Source organism: Halomonas sp. GFAJ-1, assembly GCF_000236625.2.
Classification (GTDB): Bacteria; Pseudomonadota; Gammaproteobacteria; order Pseudomonadales; family Halomonadaceae; genus Vreelandella.
Map to the genome: position 1 here is coordinate 55911 of NZ_AHBC01000035.1, position 21558 is coordinate 77468.

The 21558-nt window shown below is 55.2% G+C and carries 15 protein-coding genes; 9 read left to right on the forward strand and 6 right to left on the reverse strand.

Translation table 11 applies throughout. The annotated features are described in order from the left end of the window. The first annotated feature begins 213 nt into the window (after positions 1-213). Both MOY_RS09765 and MOY_RS09770 read left to right on the forward strand, forming a co-directional pair. Complete coding sequence (locus tag MOY_RS09765; protein WP_009099174.1) at positions 214-1353, forward strand: glycerate kinase; 1140 nt, start codon at positions 214-216, stop codon at positions 1351-1353. A gap of 228 nt (positions 1354-1581) precedes the next feature. Further along, entirely contained in the window at positions 1582-2058 is a 477-nt protein-coding gene (locus tag MOY_RS09770) for a Dps family protein (RefSeq protein WP_009099176.1), read from the forward strand. Between the two features lie 75 nt (positions 2059-2133). On the opposite strand, the gene MOY_RS09775 is transcribed toward MOY_RS09770, so the two are convergent. Together MOY_RS09775 and MOY_RS09780 are read right to left on the reverse strand one after the other, a co-directional pair. Then, complete coding sequence (locus tag MOY_RS09775) at positions 2134-3597, reverse strand: aminoacyl-histidine dipeptidase (RefSeq protein ID WP_009099177.1); 1464 nt, start codon at positions 3595-3597, stop codon at positions 2134-2136. Between the two features lie 126 nt (positions 3598-3723). Further along, positions 3724-5859, reverse strand: a complete 2136-nt coding sequence (locus MOY_RS09780; protein ID WP_009099179.1) for a tRNA(Met) cytidine acetyltransferase TmcA — start codon at positions 5857-5859, stop codon at positions 3724-3726. A 315-nt stretch (positions 5860-6174) separates the two neighbouring features. Between MOY_RS09780 and dctP the strand changes: the two genes are divergently transcribed. The 4 genes from dctP to MOY_RS09800 all read left to right on the forward strand — a co-directional run bounded on the left by dctP (position 6175) and on the right by MOY_RS09800 (position 11083). Next, entirely contained in the window at positions 6175-7278 is a 1104-nt protein-coding gene (gene dctP / locus MOY_RS09785) for a TRAP transporter substrate-binding protein DctP (protein ID WP_009099181.1), read from the forward strand. Positions 7279-7340: 62 nt separating this feature from the next. Next, positions 7341-7844: a TRAP transporter small permease subunit gene (locus MOY_RS09790; protein ID WP_009099183.1), complete on the forward strand. Its 504-nt coding sequence runs from the start codon at positions 7341-7343 to the stop codon at positions 7842-7844. After that, positions 7841-9175: a TRAP transporter large permease gene (locus MOY_RS09795; RefSeq protein WP_009099186.1), complete on the forward strand. Its 1335-nt coding sequence runs from the start codon at positions 7841-7843 to the stop codon at positions 9173-9175. The genes MOY_RS09790 and MOY_RS09795 overlap by 4 nt, the downstream gene beginning before the upstream one ends. Positions 9176-9382: 207 nt before the next feature. Beyond that, the gene (locus MOY_RS09800) at positions 9383-11083 is read left to right on the forward strand and encodes an ABC transporter permease (protein WP_009099187.1); all 1701 of its coding nucleotides are present in this window, start codon (positions 9383-9385) and stop codon (positions 11081-11083) included. A gap of 28 nt (positions 11084-11111) precedes the next feature. Here the strand turns inward: MOY_RS09800 and MOY_RS09805 are convergent, their stop codons facing one another. Next, positions 11112-12209 carry an ABC transporter ATP-binding protein gene (locus MOY_RS09805; protein ID WP_035540541.1) on the reverse strand — a complete coding sequence of 366 codons (1098 nt, stop codon included), beginning with the start codon at positions 12207-12209 and terminating at the stop codon, positions 11112-11114. 239 nt (positions 12210-12448) lie between these two features. Here MOY_RS09805 and MOY_RS09810 point away from each other — a divergent pair, with 239 nt between their 5' ends. Beyond that, positions 12449-13474 carry a Fe(3+) ABC transporter substrate-binding protein gene (locus tag MOY_RS09810; RefSeq protein WP_009099189.1) on the forward strand — a complete coding sequence of 342 codons (1026 nt, stop codon included), beginning with the start codon at positions 12449-12451 and terminating at the stop codon, positions 13472-13474. Positions 13475-13597: 123 nt separating this feature from the next. On the opposite strand, the gene polA is transcribed toward MOY_RS09810, so the two are convergent. Beyond that, a complete protein-coding gene (polA, locus tag MOY_RS09815) occupies positions 13598-16378 on the reverse strand; it encodes a DNA polymerase I (RefSeq protein WP_009099190.1) in 2781 nt (926 codons plus the stop codon). A gap of 175 nt (positions 16379-16553) precedes the next feature. Here polA and MOY_RS09820 point away from each other — a divergent pair, with 175 nt between their 5' ends. Continuing rightward, positions 16554-17510 carry a homoserine kinase gene (locus MOY_RS09820; protein WP_009099191.1) on the forward strand — a complete coding sequence of 319 codons (957 nt, stop codon included), beginning with the start codon at positions 16554-16556 and terminating at the stop codon, positions 17508-17510. Next, positions 17510-19429 carry a biosynthetic arginine decarboxylase gene (gene speA, locus MOY_RS09825; protein ID WP_009099192.1) on the forward strand — a complete coding sequence of 640 codons (1920 nt, stop codon included), beginning with the start codon at positions 17510-17512 and terminating at the stop codon, positions 19427-19429. Before MOY_RS09820 ends, speA begins: the two co-directional genes overlap by 1 nt. A 199-nt stretch (positions 19430-19628) precedes the next feature. On the opposite strand, the gene MOY_RS09830 is transcribed toward speA, so the two are convergent. After that, positions 19629-20294, reverse strand: coding sequence for a fumarylacetoacetate hydrolase family protein (locus tag MOY_RS09830; RefSeq protein ID WP_009099193.1), 666 nt, complete (start codon positions 20292-20294; stop codon positions 19629-19631). A 131-nt stretch (positions 20295-20425) separates the two neighbouring features. Continuing rightward, a complete protein-coding gene (thpD, locus tag MOY_RS09835; RefSeq protein WP_009099194.1) occupies positions 20426-21337 on the reverse strand; it encodes an ectoine hydroxylase in 912 nt (303 codons plus the stop codon). Positions 21338-21558: the final 221 nt, after the last annotated feature.

A 21558-nucleotide genomic window follows, 5' to 3' on the forward strand; every position in this document is an offset into this window, starting at 1 on the left:
ACTGTCGTCATGGCTGGTGTGGCATCGGGTAGCACGCTAAGCTCGCCAGCAGCGATCACTAAATAGCAGCAAACTGGGACAATAGTTTAGATAGCGTGTTTCAAAGACTGTATTTCAAAGGCAGTGTTTCAAAGATTGCGCTTCAGAGACTGTTTTTCACAGACGTTTTTCAAAGACAGCGTTTTAGAGACCATCATTTATGGAGGTTGTGCGATGAATGTACTGCTTTGCCCCGATAGCTTTAAAGATGCCTTGAGCGCTGAACAGGCAGCTCGGGCAATGGCCAGCGGTGTCAAGCGCGCAACGCCAGCCGTCACGCTAACGGTTTGCCCACTGGCCGATGGCGGCGAAGGCAGCCTTGAAGCCCTGATTGCCGCCACCGGCGCCGAGCGGCGCGAGTTAACCGTACAAGACGCCTTGGGGCGCCCCCGTCTAGCCTCCTGGGGCTGGCTCGGCCAACAGCGTACCGCGTTTATCGAACTGGCAGAAGCCAGCGGGCTACAACATCTATCTGCTCAAGAGCGAAACGCCCTGCACACCTCTACCTACGGCGTAGGCGAGCTATTTACAGCTGCTTTAGATGCGGGCGCCGAAAAGGCCCTTTTGCTGCTCGGCGGTAGCGCCACTAACGATGCAGGTGCAGGCATGCTGCAAGCGTTAGGTGCTCAATTGCTGGATCAGCAGGGTTCCCCACTGCCCCCTGGGGGAGCAGCGCTCCAGCAACTGGCTACCCTGGACCTTGCAACGCTGGACCCGCGCCTTGCCACACTCCAGGTTGAGGCGGCGGTGGATGTAGACAATCCCCTGCTGGGCGAACGGGGAGCAAGCGCCGTGTTTGGCCCACAAAAAGGCGCTTCTCATGATGACGTCGCGCAGCTGGATCGTGCCCTTAGTCACTTCGCTGATATATGTTCAGACGCGCTTGACCGCGATGACCGAGCGCTTGCAGGGGCAGGGGCTGCCGGTGGCATGGGGTTTGCGGCGCGCATGTTTTTCAATGCCACGCTCACGCCGGGTATTGAAATGATTATGCAGCAAGCCAAGCTTTCTGAGCTGCTCGCTCAGGCTGATTTGGTCATCACCGGTGAAGGCCGCTTAGATGGCCAAAGCCTTGCTGGAAAAACGCCGATTGGCGTTGCCCGCGCAGCACACCGGCAGGGTAAGCCCGTAATTATTTTAGCCGGTAGCTTAGGCGATGGCTGGCAGGCCTGCTTTGAAGAAGGCGTCACCGCCGCCTTTGCCCTGGCAGATGGCCCTATGAGTCTTGAGCAAGCCCTACCGCGCACCGCAGAGTTACTAGCGGCGCGCTGCGAGAGCATTGCTCGCTTATGGATAGCGCGAGATAGGCCATAGATGACTAGATATATCTTAGCTGAGCGCTAACCCTTGAAAAACCGGGCTAGCGCCTGCATCTCTAAGCTAGACGCAAGCTGTATCAGCTTGCTGCCAGCACTATGTTATGGCGCTATTGCCGCGATGCAAAAAACTTGTTTTGCAGCTTAAGGCAAGCGTCTTAAGCTAAATCAAATGATTTGATGGCCGTTAAATACTAACGCGGCTCCAACCATGGAGGAGCATCACATGACCGACACCAATAGCATTGGCCTGCACGAAGGCAGCGCCAGCCAACTCGCCGAAAAACTCAACCACCTGCTGGCCAACTACCAAATTTTTTATATGAACGTCCGTGGCTATCACTGGAACGTAAAAGGCAGCGACTTTTTTGAGCTGCACGCTAAATTCGAAGAGCTCTACACCGACCTCCTCACCAAGGTAGACGAAGTAGCCGAGCGTATCCTTACGCTAGGCCATAAGCCGGTGCACGCATATAGCGACTACATAACGCTATCGCACATTCAGGAAGATAAAGATGTGCACGACGGCAAGACCTGCGTGAAAGGGGTGCTGACTGGATTCCAAACGCTAATTGAGCTCCAGCGCGAGCTGCTGTCGCTCGCCTCAGATGCTGACGACGAAGGCACCGCTGCCCAAGCGGGCGACTACATCCGTGAGCAGGAAAAAACGGTGTGGATGCTGAATGCTTACTTAGGCAAGTAAGCGTTAATCGCAAGCTAAACACGAAAAACGGCACCTCCGCGGTGCCGTTTTTTTTGTGGCGGACTAACGAAGCCGTTAACGCGCCGTCGCTAATTGCTCAATCAGCGCACGCAGCATGTCCCAAAACTCCGCCACTGAATCCAGCTCCACTCGCTCATCTGGGGAGTGAGCGCCGCGAATCAGCGGGCCGAACGAAATCATATCCAGATGCGGATACTTACTGCCTAAAATACCGCACTCAAGCCCCGCATGAATCACCTTTACCTCAGGCTCACGGCCAAGAAGCTCAGCATGGCGCTGTTTAAACGTCGCCAGCAGCTCACTTTCTGGGTTAGGCGCCCAGCCAGGATAGCCATTTTCCACCTTCACCCGTGCGCCCATCAGCCCAAACAGCGCTTGAAAGCGGTCGGCCATCGCCTCCGTCGCACTATCGTGCAGCGAGCGTACTAGCGCGCATAGATGAAAACGCCCGGCCTCCAAACTCAGCACACCCAGATTATTCGAGGTCTCTACCACGCCCGGCACGTCGGCACTCATACGCTCAACACCACAGGGGGCCGCATGTAGGGTGGCGAGCAGCATAGCGCTGGCATCTCGGGTGAGCGGCTCTGCCTCAGGAGGCGCTATACGCTGGGCCGTTAGCGTTAGGCCGCTGTCACCGCTCCCAAGCTCTGCTTTTAAGGTACGCTCTAAGCTTGCTACTGCGGCTAACGCCGCTTCTATATCGTCGGCAGGTAGGGCCACCTGGGCAAATGCCTCCCGGGGAATCGCATTGCGTAAGGTGCCACCTTGATAGCTGATAAGCCGTACATCAAAGGTTTCCAGCGCGCGTAGCCCCCGTACCAGCAAGCGGTTGGCATTGCCCAGAGGCTTATGAATATCCATACCCGAGTGACCGCCTTTTAGGCCGGTCAGCGCTAGTGATATCACCTGCTCATCTTCCTGCAGCTCGGCGCTGGGTAGCTGAGCATCCACCACAACATCGGCGCCACCTGCACAGCCAATATAGACTTGGCCACGATCTTCGCTGTCCAGGTTGAGCAGCAGTGAACCCTCTAACCAATGCTCGGCCAGGTTTAATGCGCCCCCCATGGAGGTTTCTTCTTCTAAGGTAAACAGCGCCTCAAGCGGCCCATGGGTAAGCGCCGGATCTTCTAGTACGGCAAGAATCGCCGCCACACCCAACCCATTGTCAGCCCCCAGGGTAGTGCCATCGGCATGTAACCACCCCTCATTAACGTAGGTGCTGATTGGGTCGCGGGTAAAGTCGTGTTCCTTGCCAGCATTGGCCTGGGCCACCATATCCAAATGCCCCTGCAACACCACCCCCGGCGCCTGCTCGCAGCCCGGCGAGGCCGGCTTGCGAAGCCGCAAATTGCCAAAGGCATCACGGTCGTGGGCAAGCCCTTGGGCATCGGCCCAGGCTTCAAGGGTAGCTACCAGCGCGGCTTCATGACCAGAGGGGCGCGGCGTGTTGCATAGCGTACGGAAGTGGCGCCAAACAAGGTTTGGTGCGAGCGCTTCTAAATGTGCGTTCATGGGAGCTCTTATTTATCGATAACCGATCTATCCTAACGCTCTGAACCACGTCAGGAAAGCGTGTGCTTTCTATCTGTTCAACTATATATGATCTGACTGCCTCCCCCGCCTCAGCTATCTACTTACCTATTCCTCTTGACTAAGTATGCGCTGCACGGCTTGACGCAGTCGTCTAATCGCCTCGCCGTGAGCTTTTGCCAAGGGCTGGTTCTGAAACGCCCAGGCGGCCAGCTGCTGATGGGCTAAGCTTGCCTGCTCATCCAACGTCCAGCGGCTTGCTTCCCGGGCCAGCGCCTGCAACGCCGCCCGGGCAAGCGCGGGGTCACGGTAAGCATACGCAACGTCGTCAACGGCCTGCCTATCAACCTGGTTAAGTGGCTCGCTCTGGAACGACGGTAATAAAAGCACCAGCACAGCGGCAGGCAGCGCGGCCAATTCAAATGCCAAGAGGCTCGGTAATGAAGATGCAAGTTGATCCTGCAGCGCTTTAAGCACCGCTTCACCCTCCGCATTTAACGCCTTCGCCACCATCACTGCATACTCTCCGGTGGCTGTTTCGCGGGTAACGCCCAGCCGCACAGGGACAAATCCTAACGCCAGCCAAAAGCGTAGCAGTGACGCCTCGGCGCCAAAGGTAGCGCCATATAGCGCGACCCCTTGCTGAGCGGCGTCAGCGGTATCCTCTTTTAAAAGCCGTCCCGCGAGCCCTTCCCGTCGTCGCTCAGGGTGAGTCGCAATTCGTGATACCCGACGCCAACGGGCGGTCAGCGCTTCCCTGCTTCCACTGTGCGCTGCCAGCGACTGGGCAAGCAAGTGCCCCTGGGGACGGCGTTCGCCACGCGCCACCTGCTCAGCAAGCACCGCTGCAAAACCGCCTTCCTCGCGGGTAACTAGCACCGCCTGAGGCTCATCGTCATGGGTGATGATACGAAGCCCCGTGCCTGGGCCATCCAATAGCTGGCGTACATCGCTAGGGGTGGTGCGGTAGTGTGACTGCACTAAAAGGCCGAATAACTTTTCTAGCCGGGGCTCTTGCTGAGCGAGTTCGGCTTGAACCAAAAGAACACTGCTTCCTTCGCCCTGCTTGGCTTGTGGCAGAGGCGCCTTTAACAGCAGTAGTTGCTGAATCGCCGCTTCAAGAGGGTCTGATGACGACCAGCGGACAGGCTCCGTGAGTTCAATTGCTCGCCACTGAGGCGCTTGGTGATTGAGCACTTCACGAAAGCGCAAAGCGAAGCCTCGCCCTGAGCCCTCGTAACCATGTACCGTGGTCGCAAAGGCAATACGCGGAAACGCAGCCAGCCACTGCCCTAGTAGCGCCGCAGGAATGGCGGCGGCTTCATCAACCAGCAGGTAGCTGCCGTCACCGCCAAGGCGCTGGTCGTTAACAGACTCAGTAAGCAAATCTGGCGGTAAAAAATCCACGGCGGCACCGCCTGGCATCACAAAGCGACCTGGCGCTTCCCGCAGACCGTCGGGGCAGAGCGCTTCTAACCGGGCAAAAAAGCTTTCCAGGGAGCTTAACCGGGGGGCTGTCACCACAATCTGTGCTACGCCTTTGGCCAACAGCCGAGCGCAAGCAATCCCCAACGCAGCACTTTTACCGCGCCCCCGGTCAGCAGTAATCACCAGTGGTCGGCGCCGCTTAAGCCCCACCAACCCGGCAACGGCCCTGGCTTGATCTAGCGTTAGGCAGTCGGCGTCATCGGCATAAGCAATACGCTGTGCGCTGGCGGATAGCTTAGGTAGCTTCAACCCGCCATCGACTGACCAGTGAATAATGCCGGGAGATGACAGCAAACGCGCCATACGCGCTAGGTAGTGCGCAGTAAGGGACTCCCAGTGCCAGGGGTGATCAGCAAAACGGGCGTAATCAGGGTCAGGATGACGACCAAAGCACGCGGGCGTGATCACAACGCACAGACCGCCTGCCGTCACGGTGCCTGCTAATGCGCCCAAGGCATCCGGGTCTAGCCCCTGGGCACCGCTGGCATCAATCACCATCAGTTGATGCTCGGCACCTAGCCGGGTACGCGCCTTGCGTGCTGTTACGCAGGGAGTAACCGGTGCTTCCTGTACATCACCTACCCAAAGCGGCGACTGCCAAGGTGCGGCTTGCCAAAGCTGCAGGGCCTGCTGACGGCACTCGTTTGGCGGCCCAAATAACCACACGAGCTGCCGCCAGCGGCGGCGCTGCAAGCGCGCTGCGTGACAAGCCAGTGCATGAACCTGACGGGGACGCGTAGTACTCAATGAGGTCATATCAGCTTCCAAACGGGCGTTATGCTTACAACTTTGGTATTGAAAACACTGCTTTTCAACGCTAAAACTCTTCTTCTTACTGCCATGGTGACGTCATAAATGCTTGTTAAATTTAACAATTACAACCAAGCAACTAATAAGCATGGCGTTTGTTCTATTAAACACTGATATTGCGCCGCAGCGGGTAGATTATGATAGCTTACGTCTGTAGCGGGACAGGGGCATCGCTTACGTAAACGTCACCTACCGCTCATTACTTTCCTGTCTCCAGGTATCAAACACTAATAAATCCGTACGCCAAACCAGGAAATCATCATGAAAAAAATGGCAAAATTCGCCCTTACAGGCCTCGCGGCTGGCGTTGCCTTCGCCGCACTCACCACTACCGCTCAGGCACAAGAACAGTGGACAATGACCTCCACTTGGCCCGACAACCTGGATCTTATTAAAATCGATCAGCACTGGGCTAATTTAGTAAACCAACTGGCCGGGGATGAGCTGCAAATCAACTTCCGGGCTGGCGGCACGCTGATGCCTGGCACAGAGGTGTTTGATGCCACTGAAACAGGCAGTATCGAAGCTGCAGGCGATTGGCCAGGGTATTGGGCGGGCTTAAACCCTGCTTTCTCACCCCTTGCGACCACTACTAGCCTATTTAACGGCGTAGATTACCTAAACTGGATTCAGCAGTGGGGCGGTCGTGAGCTGTATGAAGAAATCTACGGCCAGTACGACATGATGTATTTACCTTACGGCATTACCAACAACGAATCAGGCTTTATGGGGCGCACCCCCATTGAGAGCCTTGCCGACTTAGAAGGCAAGCGACTGCGTTTATCTGGCCGTGACCAAGGCCGCGTACTTGAGCAACTAGGCGGTTCCCAGGTAACACTGGCCGGCGGCGAAGTGTACCAAGCGATTGAGCGTGGCGTTATCGACGCTGGCGAGTTCTCAACGCCGGGCGTTGATTTCAAAGCAGGCTTTGCAGAAGTGGCCGACTACTGGGCCACGCCAGGCTGGCACCAGTCAGCGAGCGTTTTCGGCGTCATGATTAATAAAGATGCGTGGGATGCGCTTTCTGAAGAGACGCAAGAAAAGCTCCGGATCGCAGCAGACGCCACCATGGCTTGGTCACTCTCTTGGTCTGAACGCGAGTCTACCGATGCTACCCAGAAGTTTATAGATGCTGGCGTCACCATTAACCAATTCTCAGAAGAAGACCTGGCGCGCATCCAAGATATCACCAACGATGTTATTGTACGCGGTGCCTGCGAGCACCCCGACCATGCCAAAGTTTACCATTCCATGATCACCTACCTCCAAGAGTACGCCGTATGGCGCGATGTCACCGTGCCGTTCAACATGAGCCGCACGATGGACAACCTGCCCTCTCTGGAAGAAATAGAAGCCTGCCTGTAAGACGCTTCTACGCCGCCCCGATCACCGGGGCGGTTTTTTTGTGCTGACTGCGGAGTGCTTCCATGAATGCAATTGCCAAGGCAATTGATGCAATTAACGAGCTGTTTGGCCGTATTGTCGCACCGTTAATTGCCATCATTACCCTGATTGTCCTCTATGACATTGCGTCGCGTTTTTTCTTTGGCCGCCCCAGCGACTGGGCGTTCGATGTAACCAAAATGCTGTTTGGTGCCCACTTCATGCTGATGGCTGCCTATGGGTTACGCCACCACGCCCATGTTGAAGTAGACGTCATCAAGCGATTGCTGTCCCGTAAGCGCCAAGCATTAGTTGAGGTAATCGGTTATCTGGTCTTCTTTGTTCCCTTTATCTGGATGCTACTGACCTTCGGCTGGCGCTTCTTTGAACGCTCATTCAGCCGTGGTGAAACCACCTATGGCATGGTGTCGATCCCGGTATACCCTGTTAAGGGCGTCATCGTGGTAGCCGCGGCACTTCTATTGCTGCAGGCAATTGCCATTGTGTTGCGTGCGATTATGCAACTGCGCGAGGAGAAATCAGTATGAACCTGAGCCCTGAACTGCTGGCGCTAGTCATGTTTGGCGGGCTGCTCATCGGCCTTTTTATGGGCCATCCGTTGGCCTTTGTACTCGGCGGCGTGGCCGTGATCGGCGCGTTCTTAGGCCCGGGTGAGCGCGTACTGGGCACGCTGATTAACAATATTTTTGGTAATGCCATGGACAACTATGTCCTCGTGGCTATTCCCCTATTCGTATTAATGGCGAGGTTTCTTAACGACTCAGGCGTCACGGAGAAGATGTTCGATGCCATGCGCTTGCTGCTTGCTAACCTGCGGGGTGGCTTGGCGCTGACGGTCGTTATTGTATCGGTACTGCTGGCGGCGACCACCGGTATCGTTGGGGCATCCATTGCGGTGATGGGCATGATTGCCTTAGTGCCGATGCTTAAGTATGGCTATAACAAAGAGCTAAGTGCCGGCGTCATTATGGCCAGCGGCTGTTTGGGCATCCTTATCCCCCCCAGCATAATGCTGATTTTAATGGCTAGCTACTCGCCTGTTTCTGTTGGCGCGCTGTTTGCTGGCGCAATGGTTCCGGGTTTAATGCTCGGCGTTATGTACGCCCTATACGTACTGCTTATTTGCCATTTTAAGCCTTCTTACGGCCCACCAGTGCCTAAGGAGGAGCGTGCGGAAGTGAGCACCAAGCAGTTGCTGATTATGCTGGGTAAGTATGTTGTTCCTCCCATGTCATTAATCTTAGGCGTACTAGGCGCGCTGTTCACCGGCATCGCTACTGCCACCGAAGCCTCCGCCATTGGGGTTTTTATCGCCTTTATCCTGTTTATGATTTTTGGCGACCGTAAGATCAAAACTTGCTACAACACGCTGATTGAGGCTGGCAAGACCACCACCATGGTCATGCTGGTATTGGTAGGGGCCACGGCATTTACCGGGGTGTTCTCGCGCGGCGGCGGTATGCAGGTAATTCAAGATTTGCTGCTAGCCATGCCGGGTGGCACCACCGGCGCGCTGATTATGATGCTGTTCTTAGTGTTTATTCTGGGGATGTTCCTAGACTGGACAGGCATTGTGCTACTCAGCTTCCCGATTATGCTGCCCATCGTTCAGCAAATGGGTGTCGACCCTCTCTGGTTTGTAGTGATGGTCGCTGTAGTATTACAAACTTCGTTCCTAACGCCGCCATTTGGCTATGCGCTGTTCTACTTAAAGGGCGTGTCTCCCCCCGGCATAGAGATCGTCGACCTTTACAAAGCAGTGATTCCTTTTGTCGCGCTCATACTGCTCGCTTGCACGTTAATGGCCTTTTTCCCTTGGTTGGTGACAGGCCTACCTAGCTTAATGGTCGGTTATTAGCATACTGCTCATTTTTATGTTCTGACCACTACTTGCCTTACTCCCCTAACTTCTTAGCCCCCTCTTCCATGGGGGTTTTTTATTATCCATGGAAGGCTAGCTGCAGCCAACATGCGCAAGTGATACTATTTGCACCCGTAACTTTTTCGCATTGACGTTCGCATTTGCAATGCGGTCATTGCCCGCCTCGACCTAGGAGACAACGACGTGTCGCTACCTGCTCGCCGTTCACCGCTGGCTCTACTTTCAGGATTGGCCTCGCGTTTTACGCTCTCGCTAAACCCTTGGTCGATTGCGCTATTTTTAATAGCCCTGTCGGTGGCATTGCCTATCCTCGTGGTGTTTGGGCATATCCTGGTACCCACGGAGGGCGTGTGGCAGCATCTTGCCAGCACCGTGCTTCCCCGCTATCTCTCTAATACTTTTTGGCTGGTGCTATGGGTAGGGCTGGGTACGCTGATTATCGGCGCTAGTTCTGCCTGGCTGGTGGTAATGTGCCGTTTCCCTGGCAAGAGGATCTTTGAGTGGGCCTTACTGCTCCCCTTGGCGGTACCCACCTACGTGATCGCCTATGCTTACACTGACTTTTTGCAGGTAGCGGGGCCGCTGCAAAGCGCGCTGCGCGAGTGGTTTGGCTGGCAGTTCGGCGATTATTACTTTCCCAATATACGCTCGCTAGGCGGGGCCGCCACACTTATCACCTTTGTGCTCTACCCCTACGTCTACCTGCTCGCACGCGCCTCTTTTCTTGAACAGTCGGTGTGCGTGCTGGATGTGGGCCGCACGTTAGGCCGCGGCCCATGGCATCTGTTTAGTAGCGTTGCCCTGCCGCTGGCGCGCCCCGCATTAGTGGGCGGAGTATCGTTGGTGCTGATGGAAACACTCAATGAGTTTGGCGCCGTGCAGTTTTTTGGCGTGGATACCTTTACCACCGGCATCTACCGAACATGGTTTGGCTTAGGTGAACCGGTGGCTGCCGCTCAGTTGGCGGCTTGTCTGCTTACCTTTGTGATTGTGCTGGTGCTACTTGAGCGCTACTCCCGTGGTAAACGCCGCTATTTCCACACCACCAACCGTTACCAGCAGTTGCCAGAGTACCAGCTACGCGGCTGGCGTGCGTTTGGCGCAACCATGGTGTGTTTACTGCCTATCGTGATCGGCTTTTTACTGCCCAGCGGCATCTTGCTGAATTTAGCCATTCACCAGGGCGACACGCTATTTGGTACCCGCTTTATTCGCTTCGCCACCAACAGCCTAAGCCTCTCACTGGTGGCGGCTTTAATCGCGGTGGGCATGGCGGTGCTACTTAGCTACGGCGTTAGATTGCACAACTCAGCAAGCGCCCGGCTGTTCACCCGCGTGGCCGCCATGGGCTACGCGATCCCAGGCTCGGTGGTGGCAGTGGGGATCTTGATTCCCTTCGCCTGGCTGGATAACACCCTTAATACTTGGCTACATGAGCACTACGGAAAAATCATCGGCCTGGTGTTTAGCGGCTCGGCGTTTATTTTAATTTATGCCTATGTAGTACGCTTTTTAGCGGTGTCGTTCAATGCCGTAGAAGCAAGCCTGGGGAAAGTCACGCCGAGTATGGACGCGGCCTCGCGCACCTTGGGTCAGACCGCTGGCGGCACGCTGCGCAAGATACATACTCCCTTAATGCGCAGCAGCTTGCTGGCGGCGGGTATTTTAGTGTTCGTAGACGCGATGAAAGAGCTTCCCGCTACGATGATACTACGTCCGTTTAACTTCGATACGCTAGCCGTGCGCGCCCACAGCCTAGCCTCCGACGAGCGCTTAGCAGAAGCATCCACGGCGTCACTTACCATTGTGGTGGTGGGGATATTGCCGGTCATACTACTCAGCTTGGCAATGCGCCGGGCACGGCCCGGCAGCCAAGCTGAGTAATGTGGGCTGGGTAGCCCAGTAGAATGGGTTAGCGAGGAAAGACAAACACCTGGGAGTGGTCCAAGTCGATATCAATCGGCTGGCCCTCCTGGGGAAGAAACACCCCGGGCACGCGGGCGTGTAAGTGCGCTTCCTGACCATCTTCGCAGTGGGCACATAGGTGAATTAAGCTAGTACGGCCCAGCAGTTTTGCCATCACCACGTGGCTGTGGCTGTGGGCCTCAGCAGGTAGGTCGCGCTCTTTAATGCGCAGCGCTTCGGGGCGAATCATGATTTGCGCTTTACTCCCCTCCTCCAGCCAACTGGCGTCTACCGCACCCACCGGGGTCTGCACTTTGCCATCGTGAACCGTGCCGCTTAGCTCGTTAACCTCCCCAAAAAACGTCACCACAAACGGGTCAATCGGTGCGCAATAAAGCTCACGCGGGGTGCCGGTTTGGATAATTCTGCCATCACGCATCAGCGCAATACGATCCGCCATAAACATGGCTTCTTCAGGATCGTGGGTAACCAGCAAGGTGGCAGACCCCAACTTCTTAAGCACGTGAAGCGTATCGTCGCGAATGCGATCCCGCAGCCGGGCATCTAAGCTTGAAAACGGCTCATCCAGCAGCATTAACTTTGGCGTAGGTGCCAAGGCGCGCGCCAGCGCCACGCGCTGCTGTTGACCACCCGACAACATATGCGGGTAAGTTTCAATGTAGTTGGCCATACCCAGCTGAGTAAGCAACTCTACCGCCCTCGCGCGGCGCTCGCGGCTGGGCAGGTGTTTAAGGCCAAAGGTAACGTTTTCCAGCACGCTTAAGTGCGGGAACAGCGCCGAGTCTTGAAAGGCGAGGCCGACATTACGCTTTTCCGGCGGCACATGGCGCTTACCGGGCGCAGCAATGGGATTTCCATCCAGGCTAACCGCGCCGTCCTGTAGCACTTCCAACCCCGCAGCAATGCGCAACAAGGTGGTTTTCCCACAGCCCGACGGCCCCAATAGACAAACCACCTCCCCTGGGGCGATGTTTAAATCTATCCCTTTGACGACTTGATTAGTCGCAAACGTATGATGGACCTCTCGCAGAGACAGGGCCGGTGCGGGGGCCGCAACATCGGTAAGTGACACAGTTGCCGTCATTTTTTCACCATTGCTTTATTCGACCATCGTTTCGTTCGACCATCGTATTGCTAACGCAATACAGTTACGAACACGGTTGAAAGTTATTTGCATTCTAATTTCTATTGCGATGAGATGCACGCCTCATCCATACATTGAATGATTTTAGTTACCATTTAGCTTGACGCCGACGCTAAGAAGCGCTTGAATACCCATCACGATAATGCAACTTATTCTCATAAGCATTCAGAGGTATTTTAATGAACAAAACACGCCTTTCCGTCTCTGTCGCTGCCATCATGGCGGGCGCTGCCTTCGCTAGTAGTACATTGGCCAATGAGGTCAATATTTATTCAGCGCGCCACTACGACTCAGACGAGATTCTTTATAGTGCGTTCACAGAAGAAACCGGTATTAAAGTGAACGTACTGGAAGGTGACTCTGACCAGTTGATGCAACGCATGCGCCGCGAGGGCATCGCCAGCCCCGCCGACGTAATGCTGACAGTGGATGCAGGTCGTCTTTGGCGTGCCGAGCAAGACGGTCTTTTCCAAGCCGTTGATTCTGAGGAACTTAATGAGCGCATCCCCGAGTCCATGCGCCACCCGGAAGGCAAGTGGTTTGGCTTCAGCCAGCGTGCACGGGTCATTTTTTACAACCGCGAAAATTTTGACCCCAGCGACGTCGCTAGCTATGAAGACCTAGCCGACCCCCAGTTTGAGGGCCAGGTTTGTATCCGCTCATCGAACAATATTTACAACCAGTCGTTGCTTGCTTCAATGATTGAGCACCACGGCGCAGAGGGTGCAGAAGAGTGGGCAAAGGGTATTGTGAGCAATTTAGCGCGCTCTCCTGAAGGTGGCGATACCGACCAAATCCTCGGGGTTGCCAGTGGCGAGTGTGACCTAGCGATTGCCAACCACTACTACTACGTTCGCTTACTACACTCGGATAGCGAATCCGACCGTGAAGCGGCACGCAAAGTGGGGGTCATCTTCCCCAACCAGGACGACCGCGGCACCCACATTAACGTTGGTGGTGCAGGCCTAGTAGCTAACGCCCAGAATGCAGAAAACGGCATTCGCTTCCTGGAGTTCTTAGCGTCAGAAAGCGCGCAAGAAGTGTTGGCTGAGCGTAACTACGAGTTCCCAGTCGTTGGAGGCATCAAGAAAAACCCGGTACTAGAATCATGGGGCGATTTTGCTAAAGACGATATCAACATCAGCATCCTGGGTGAAAACAACCCGGAAGCAATTCGCATTTTTGACCGTGTTGATTGGCGCTAAGCCTAGCCGCCTATCGTTAGGCGCAGGATTAGGATAGTCCAACGCTAAACAATCACCCGCAGCTTAGCTGCGGGTGATTTGCGTTATGCCTAGCGATTACCCAGGGCCTGGTGTGTTGAAAGGCTAGTGTGCCTCATCCCAGTTAGCACCACTTTCTGCCTCCACAATCAGCGGCACTTTCAGCTCTGCTGCTCCCTGCATGCGTTGTTGCACCTGCTCGATAAACGCATCGACCTGTTTTTCGGCCACCTCAAACACCAGCTCATCATGTACCTGCATGACCATAAGCGCATCAAACTCGCCCTCGGCCAGCCAGGCATCCACGTCGATCATTGCCTGTTTGATAATATCAGCGGCCGTCCCCTGCATGGGGGCATTAATCGCGGTGCGCTCGGCACCCTGACGGCGGTTGCGGTTTTGCGACTGAATTTCCGGCAGATACAGGCGCCGACCCAACACAGTTTCCACAAAGCCATCTTCTGCGGCTTGTGCACGGATACGGTCCATGTAGCGGGCCACACCGGGATAGCGATCAAAGTAACGGTCGATATAGGTTTGCGCCTGGTTGCGGTCAATATGCAGCTGACGTGATAACCCCCAGGCGCTCATGCCATAAATCAGACCAAAGTTAATCGCTTTGGCGCTGCGCCGCTGGTCTCCTGATACCTTGTCTAGCGAGGTACCAAAGACTTCCGCGGCAGTGGCCGTGTGGATATCGCGCCCATCGGCAAATGCGTCTAGCAACCCTTTATCTTCGGAAAGATGCGCCATAATACGCAGCTCAATTTGCGAGTAGTCGGCCGCGACAATGCGGTAGCCAGGGCGAGCGATAAACGCCTGACGAATTTTGCGCCCCTCTTCAGTACGAATAGGGATGTTTTGTAAGTTCGGATCAGACGATGACAGCCGCCCAGTGGCGGTAACCGCTTGGTGGTAGCTGGTGTGCACCCGGCCAGTGGCTTTATTGAGCAGGCGCGGTAGCTTGTCAGTGTAGGTAGATTTCAGCTTGGCAAGGCCACGGTGCTGCATAATCACTTTGGGCAACGGGTAATCCAGCGCCAGCTCTTCAAGCACTGCCTCCGCCGTGGAGGGTGCCCCTTTCGGCGTCTTCTTGATGACCGGAATCTTCTGCTCTTCAAACAGGATCTGCCCCAACTGTTTGGGCGACCCTAGATTAAACTCACGCCCTGCCAATTCAAACGCTTGGCTTTCCAGTTCACGAATACGGCTTTCAAGCTGCTGGCTTTGCGCGTGTAGGCGTTCAGCATCGAGCGCAACGCCATTGCGCTCGATGCGTGACAGCACGTTGATCAGCGGTAGCTCAAGGTTGTCCAGCACGTCGGCTAGGCGACCTTCCCGTTCGACCTGGGGCCTCAGGATTTCCTGAAGGCGTAGCGTGATATCAACATCTTCGCAGGCGTAAGGCGCCGCTTGCTCTAGAGCAATTTGATTAAAGGTGAGCTGCTTTGCCCCTTTACCGGCGATGTCCTCAAATGAAATCGTCTTTTCGCCCAAATACTTCAGCGCCAGCGAATCCATATCATGCCGTGTGGCGGTAGAGTTGAGCACATAGGAGGCCAGCATGGTGTCGGCCAATGGCCCTACTACGGCAATCTCATAATTGGCCAGCACCGAAATATCGTACTTCAGGTTTTGGCCAATTTTGGTTTTGTTTGGGTCTTCCAGCAGCGGCTTTAGCGCGGCCAGAGCCGCTTTGCGGTCTAATTGTTTGGGGGCATCCAGGTAGTCGTGGGCTAGCGGAATATACGCCGCTTCACCAGCCTCAAGCGCCAAGCCAATACCAACAATCTCGGCGTCCATGTAGTTGAGGCTGGTGGTTTCCAGATCAAAACAGAAACGCTCAGCGCGGTTCAGGCGATCGAGCCAGGTTGTAAACTCGCTCTGCTCAACAATAACGTGGTCGTGACGCTCAGCAGGCGCGGCGACGGGGCTATCGTCAGGCATACTCTCATACTTACCTTCAGGTACTGGCTCGCCACCTTTTACGTCATCCACGCCTGCGTCGTTACCTTCCAGCAGCTCACTCAGCCACTGGCGGAACTCCATCTCTTTATAAAGCTCAACCAGCGCTTCCCGGTCAGGGTGGGCGATATCCAGATCATCCAAACCGACCGGCAGATCACAGTCGACTTTAATGGTCGCCAGCTGATACGAAAGAAACGCCTGTTCTCGGTGCTCTTCTAGCTTCTTAGGCAAGGTTTTCGCACCCCGGAAGGTGAGCGTTTTCACCCGTTCTAAATCGCCATAAATAGTGTCTAACCCACCGCCCATGCCTTGTAGCAGGCCAATAGCAGTCTTTTCGCCCACTCCCGGTACCCCAGGGATGTTATCAACCTTATCTCCCATCAAGGCGAGAAAATCGATAATCAGTGCGGGAGGCAAGCCAAACTTCTCTTCCACACCCGCCTCGTCCAGGGTTTCATCCTTCATGGTGTTAACCAGCGTGATGTGGCTATTGACTAACTGCGCCATATCTTTATCGCCGGTAGAAATGACGGCATCGCGCCCCGCTTGCGTTGCCTGGTGCGCTAGCGTGCCAATGACGTCATCTGCCTCAACGCCTTCTATGCATAACAACGGCAAGCCCAGCGCTTTCACACAGGCGTGCAGCGGCTTAATTTGGCTGCGCAGCTCATCAGGCATCGGCGGGCGATGCGCTTTGTACTCGCTGTACATCTCATCGCGGAAGGTTTTACCCGGCGCATCAAATACCACCGCCATGGGGCTTTCAGGGTAGTCCTTGATCAGCCGCTTCAGCATATTGATAACGCCTTTCACCGCACCGGTCGGCTGTCCGTTAGAGGTGGTTAGCGGCGGCAGCGCATGAAACGCGCGGTACAGGTAGGAAGAGCCATCAACAAGCACGATTGGGGCACGGGCCATAACCAAATTCCATTGTTAGCAAAACAGGTAAAAAGTCTGCCGGTTATGATACGCGTTCATAGCAGCCGATGCAGAAACAACCACTGCTAATAACCGCTTTGAAAGCGTAACAACGCTGCCAACTGACGCGGCAAGCCGCTACAATAATGGGCTTAGCAACCTGGGCGAGACTCAAATGGCTGTATTCACCCCGCTTAGCGACGCACAGGTCGCCGCGTTTTTGGAAAAGTTTGATGTAGGTAGCTTCGTTTCACTTCAGGGTGTTGCGGGCGGCACGGAAAATTCGACGTTTTTTGTCACCACCGACCGTCGCGAATTGGTGCTAACCCTGTTTGAACAAGGCGAGCATGAAGAGCTGCCGTTTTTTGTCGATTTATTAGATTACCTGGATGAACACCGTTTACCGGTGCCCGGCACCATACACGACCGTGAAGGCATTGCGCTGCACAGTTTAGCGGGCAAGCCTGCGCTGCTGTTCCCGCGCCTACCAGGCCGTCATCCTGAAGCACCAAACATCACCCAGTGCCAAGTACTGGGCGACACGCTTGGCCGTTTACACGGGGTGTCTCAGCGCTTTCAAGGCCAGCGCCCGAACCCCCGTGACCTGCATTGGCTTCGGGCAGTACACCACAAGGTACTCGCCTACCTCAGCCCGGAAGACCAGGCGCTGATGAAGGATGAAGTGGATGACTTCGAGAGTGCCTTTAGCCAGCATGGCGAACTACCCCAGGGCGCGCTGCACGGCGATTTATTCCGCGACAACACGCTTTACGACGGCGATAAGCTGGGCGGCATCATCGATTTCTATAATGGCTGCACCGGGGATTTGCTGTTCGACCTAGCGATTGTGATTAACGACTGGGCCTCTAATGCGGATGGCTCGCTAAATGTAGAGCGCCATGATGCGATTCTTAGCGCTTATCAGGCGCGTAGACCGCTCACCGCCGATGAAAAAGCGTTGTGGCCAACCATGCTGCGCATGACGGCGCTACGCTACTGGCTTTCGCGTTTGCTAGTGGTGTATGTGGACCCGCCGGCCCACGACTTAACGCCCCACGACCCTGCGCGTTTTCGAACTATTTTAAAGGCACGCATCTTATTAGGTGCGCTACCGCTTCCAGAGGCTTCTTAATGAGCGAAACGGTCACCAGTAGCAGCCCCGCGCTTCGCGCACGTCGCACGTGGAATATTGACCAGTGGGGCAGCGGCTACTTTGATGTAGACGATCTCGGCCAAGCGTTAGTACGTCCGCTTGGCAACGATGCAGCAGGGCCTGCGCTGCCCATTAGCGGTCTGGTGCGCCAGCTTCAAAAAGCCGGGCTACGTTTGCCGGTACTGGTACGCTTTAGCGACATTCTCCACGATCGGGTAGAGCAACTTTGCGGCGCCTTTGATGCCGCCATGCAAGATGCGGATTACCAGGGCGGCTACACCGCGGTCTACCCCATCAAGGTTAACCAGCAGCGCCGCGTGGTAGAGGAAATTTTAGCCACCGCAGAGCGTGGCAATGGCCGCGTAGGGCTGGAAGCCGGCAGCAAACCAGAGCTGCTGGCCGTGCTTGCCCTGTCAGACGGCGGCTCTTCGCTGATTGTGTGCAACGGCTATAAAGACCGTGAATACGTCCGCCTTGCCCTGTTAGGCGAAAAGCTGGGGCACCGCGTTTACCTGGTGGTTGAAAAGCTCTCTGAGTTAACGGTCATTCTGGAAGAAGCCCGTGAACTAGATGTTATGCCGCGCATTGGTTTACGAGCACGGCTTGCCTCGGTGGGCAAAGGCAAGTGGCAAAATACCGGCGGCGAAAAGTCTAAATTTGGCCTGACCGCGAGCCAGATTCTTGAGGTTGTGGAAACGCTTCGTGCCCAGGATGCCCTGGCAAGCCTACAGCTGGTTCACTTCCACCTTGGCTCTCAGATTGCCAATATCCGCGATATTCAACGCGGCTTGCGTGAGTGTGCGCGCTTCTACCAGAACCTGATTACCCTGGGCGCGCCTATTGATACCGTGGATGTGGGCGGCGGTCTGGGCATCGACTATGAGGGCACTCGCTCGCGCAGCTACTGCTCAGCCAACTACTCCATGCGTGAATATGCCCGTAACGTCGTGAACGCGTTTGCCCAGCTGTGCCAAGAAGCCAACCTGCCCCAGCCTCACTTGATCAGTGAGTCAGGGCGCGCGCTGACCGCGCACCACGCAGTACTGGTAACCAACGTCATTGGCGAAGAGCGTATCGATGATACCCCCCCGGAGCGAACGCCTCAGGATGACCCACAGGTAGAAGCCCTGTGGCGAGTTTTTGAGCAGCTGGCCGAGGTTCAAGAACCGAGAGTACTCGTAGAGGCATGGCACGACTTGCTGCAGGCCGTGAGTGAGCTTCAAGACCGCTTTGTGCTAGGGCTAAGCGACATCAACGCCCGTGCAATAGGCGAGCGGCTCTACATGGCTGCCTGCGCAAGGCTGCGGGGCCAGCTGGATACCCGCAACCGCGCTCACCGTGAAATTTTGGATGAGTTAGCTGAAAAACTGGCCGACAAACTTTTTGTGAATTTCTCGCTTTTCCAATCGGTGCCTGACGTATGGGGGATTGAGCAAATTTTCCCAGTGCTGCCGCTAAGCGGGTTAGATCAAGCGCCAACGCGACGTGCCGTTATCCAGGATATTACCTGCGACTCCGATGGCCGTATCGACAGCTATGTGGATGGCCAAGGCGTGGAAAGCACGCTGCCGTTACCAGAGTGGAAGAGTGAAGATGAGCGCTGGATTGGCTTTTTCCTGGTGGGGGCTTATCAAGAAATTCTCGGCGACCTGCACAACTTATTTGGCGATACTGACTCGGTTGATGCTGCGCTTGATGCCGATGGCAACTGGGTGACCTCTAACGCCCAGGCCGGTGATTCAGTTGCCGATGTGCTGGCTTACGTCAACTTTGACGCTAAAGTGCTTAAGCGAAAACTCTTTGCGCAGCTTGAGGCGGCTAATTTCTCCCCCCAGGAGCAGGCACACTTTGCCGCTAGCTTAAATGAAGGACTTGAGGGCTATACGTATTTGGAGTGAGGCAGCCCCAACCCGCTCTTAGTACCGCTCTTAGTACCGCTCTTAGTACCGCTCTTAGTACTCCTTCAAGAACGCGCTTTAAAACCAAACGCCCCGGCGCTGGATACAGCACCGGGGCGTTTTCTATCGCTAATTGATGGGGTGGCTCAATTAGCTAGCGCGTCGAGGGGTAACGCTCACACGCTCATCACTTAGCGACTCACTCTACCACGCTAGTGGTAATGTCCAGACCACCGGTCAGCGTTAAACGTAGCTTGGCACCACGTGGCAAAACACCCACGCCAGCAGGCGTACCGGTGAGAATGATATCGCCTGGCTCCAAGGTAAAGTGGCGGCTCATTTCCGCTACCAAGGTAGGGATAGCAAAAATCATGTCGGCGCCTTCACCGTGCTGACGCTGCTCCCCATCAAGCTCCAGCGTAAAACTCAGCGCATTCCAGTTAGGTACGCGGCTTAGCGGAAGAAACGGCGAAAGCGGGCAAGCGCCATCGAACGCTTTGGCGATTTCCCAGGGGTGGCCTTTCTCTTTTAGCTGCGTTTGCACATCGCGCAGCGTGAGATCCATAGCAAGACCGATACCGGTAATCGCCCGCTCAGCTTCATCGTGGGTAGCATGGGTAAGCGTTTCACCGATGAGAAGCGCTAACTCGACTTCGTAATGTACATCACCCCTAGAAAAAGGCGGATCCAGCGGCTTGGTTAAATCAACAACGCTCGTCGCTGGTTTAATAAATAGCAGTGGCTCACTGGGAATAGGATTATCCAGCTCTTTGGCGTGGTCGGCATAGTTGCGGCCGACGCATACGACTTTACCCAGCGCGTGGGGAAACTCCTGGCCATCGGTAAATTGTGGAACAAAACGCATGGCGGGTACTCTCCTTCTCATTATGCGTGCCGCATTCGCAACGACAGGCGCATTAGTCTACCCCACCTATACGTATGTTCCACAACCTAACGCTGGCTTTTTACTTGGCTGCTGGCTATCCGCCCCGGCAGCTAGCGGCCTTCTAGCCCGTGGGCTAGAAAGTCAGGGCGCGGCTTTGGCGCCGCAAACGGTTTAATACAGCGGTTATCGGGGCGGTTAAACACGAAAAACACATTACTGCGTGGATCTGGTGAAAGGTTCGCGTTTGACGCATGCAGCGTGTTGCAATCGAACAGCAATAAGCCGCCCGCTTTACCCTTTGGGGCTTCAATGCCGTGCTCATCCACTAGCTTCGTTAACGCCTCAGAGCTTGGGACACCTACCTCTTGCGCTTTTAGCGAGCTTTTGTGGTTGTCCTCTGGGGTTTCACCCAGGCAAGGCACAAACTGCAGGTGCGAGCCAGGAATCAACATCAGCGGGCCATTGAACTCGTGATTATCAGTCAGAATCAACGAAGCACTGACGGCGTGCATATCCGGCATACCGTCTTCCGCGTGCCAGGTTTCAAAATCAGAGTGCCAATTAAACCCTTTACCGGCGAAGCCTGGCTTGTAATTTATCCGCGACTGGTGCACGTAGGGGTCATCGCCAATAATTTGACGGGCAGCCCCAGCTACGCGCTCGTCGTGTGCAAGATTACCCAGGCGCTCAGAAAGCAAATGTACCGCAAACAGCGAGCGAATTTCGTGGCTCTCTGGCTCGGTAATGCTGAAGTCCTTGTCACGATACTCATCGTTGTTCATTAACGCCTTCATTTCCTGGCGTAATGACTCCAGCTCGTCACCACTAATAAGCTCAGGGATAAATAAAAATCCCTGTCGCTCAAACTCATCTAATTGAGCCTGGGTCAATGGACCAGCTAAATGACGTCCCTTTACCACCTTATCGCGACGCGGCAGGGTAAGGGACGCAGGAGCGCTGGATAAGCGCGTAGGATACTTATCATGCGCCTTTATGCTGTGGGCGGATGGCATGTCGGTCATTTCGCTGTACTGCTTGTGAGCGGTGACCGCGTTGAAGGGCGTGCTTCTGACTGTCATCTAGGTTTTGTACGAAAAGCCTTATCTGCTAACTTTACCTATGCAAAAGCAGCATAGGGGAAAACAATGGTCGGACGTTACGAGATTTCTGATGACGGCTGGGCACAGATCGAAGATATCGTGGCTCCTCCTCAAACCATGGGCAGACCCAGGCGGGATGACCG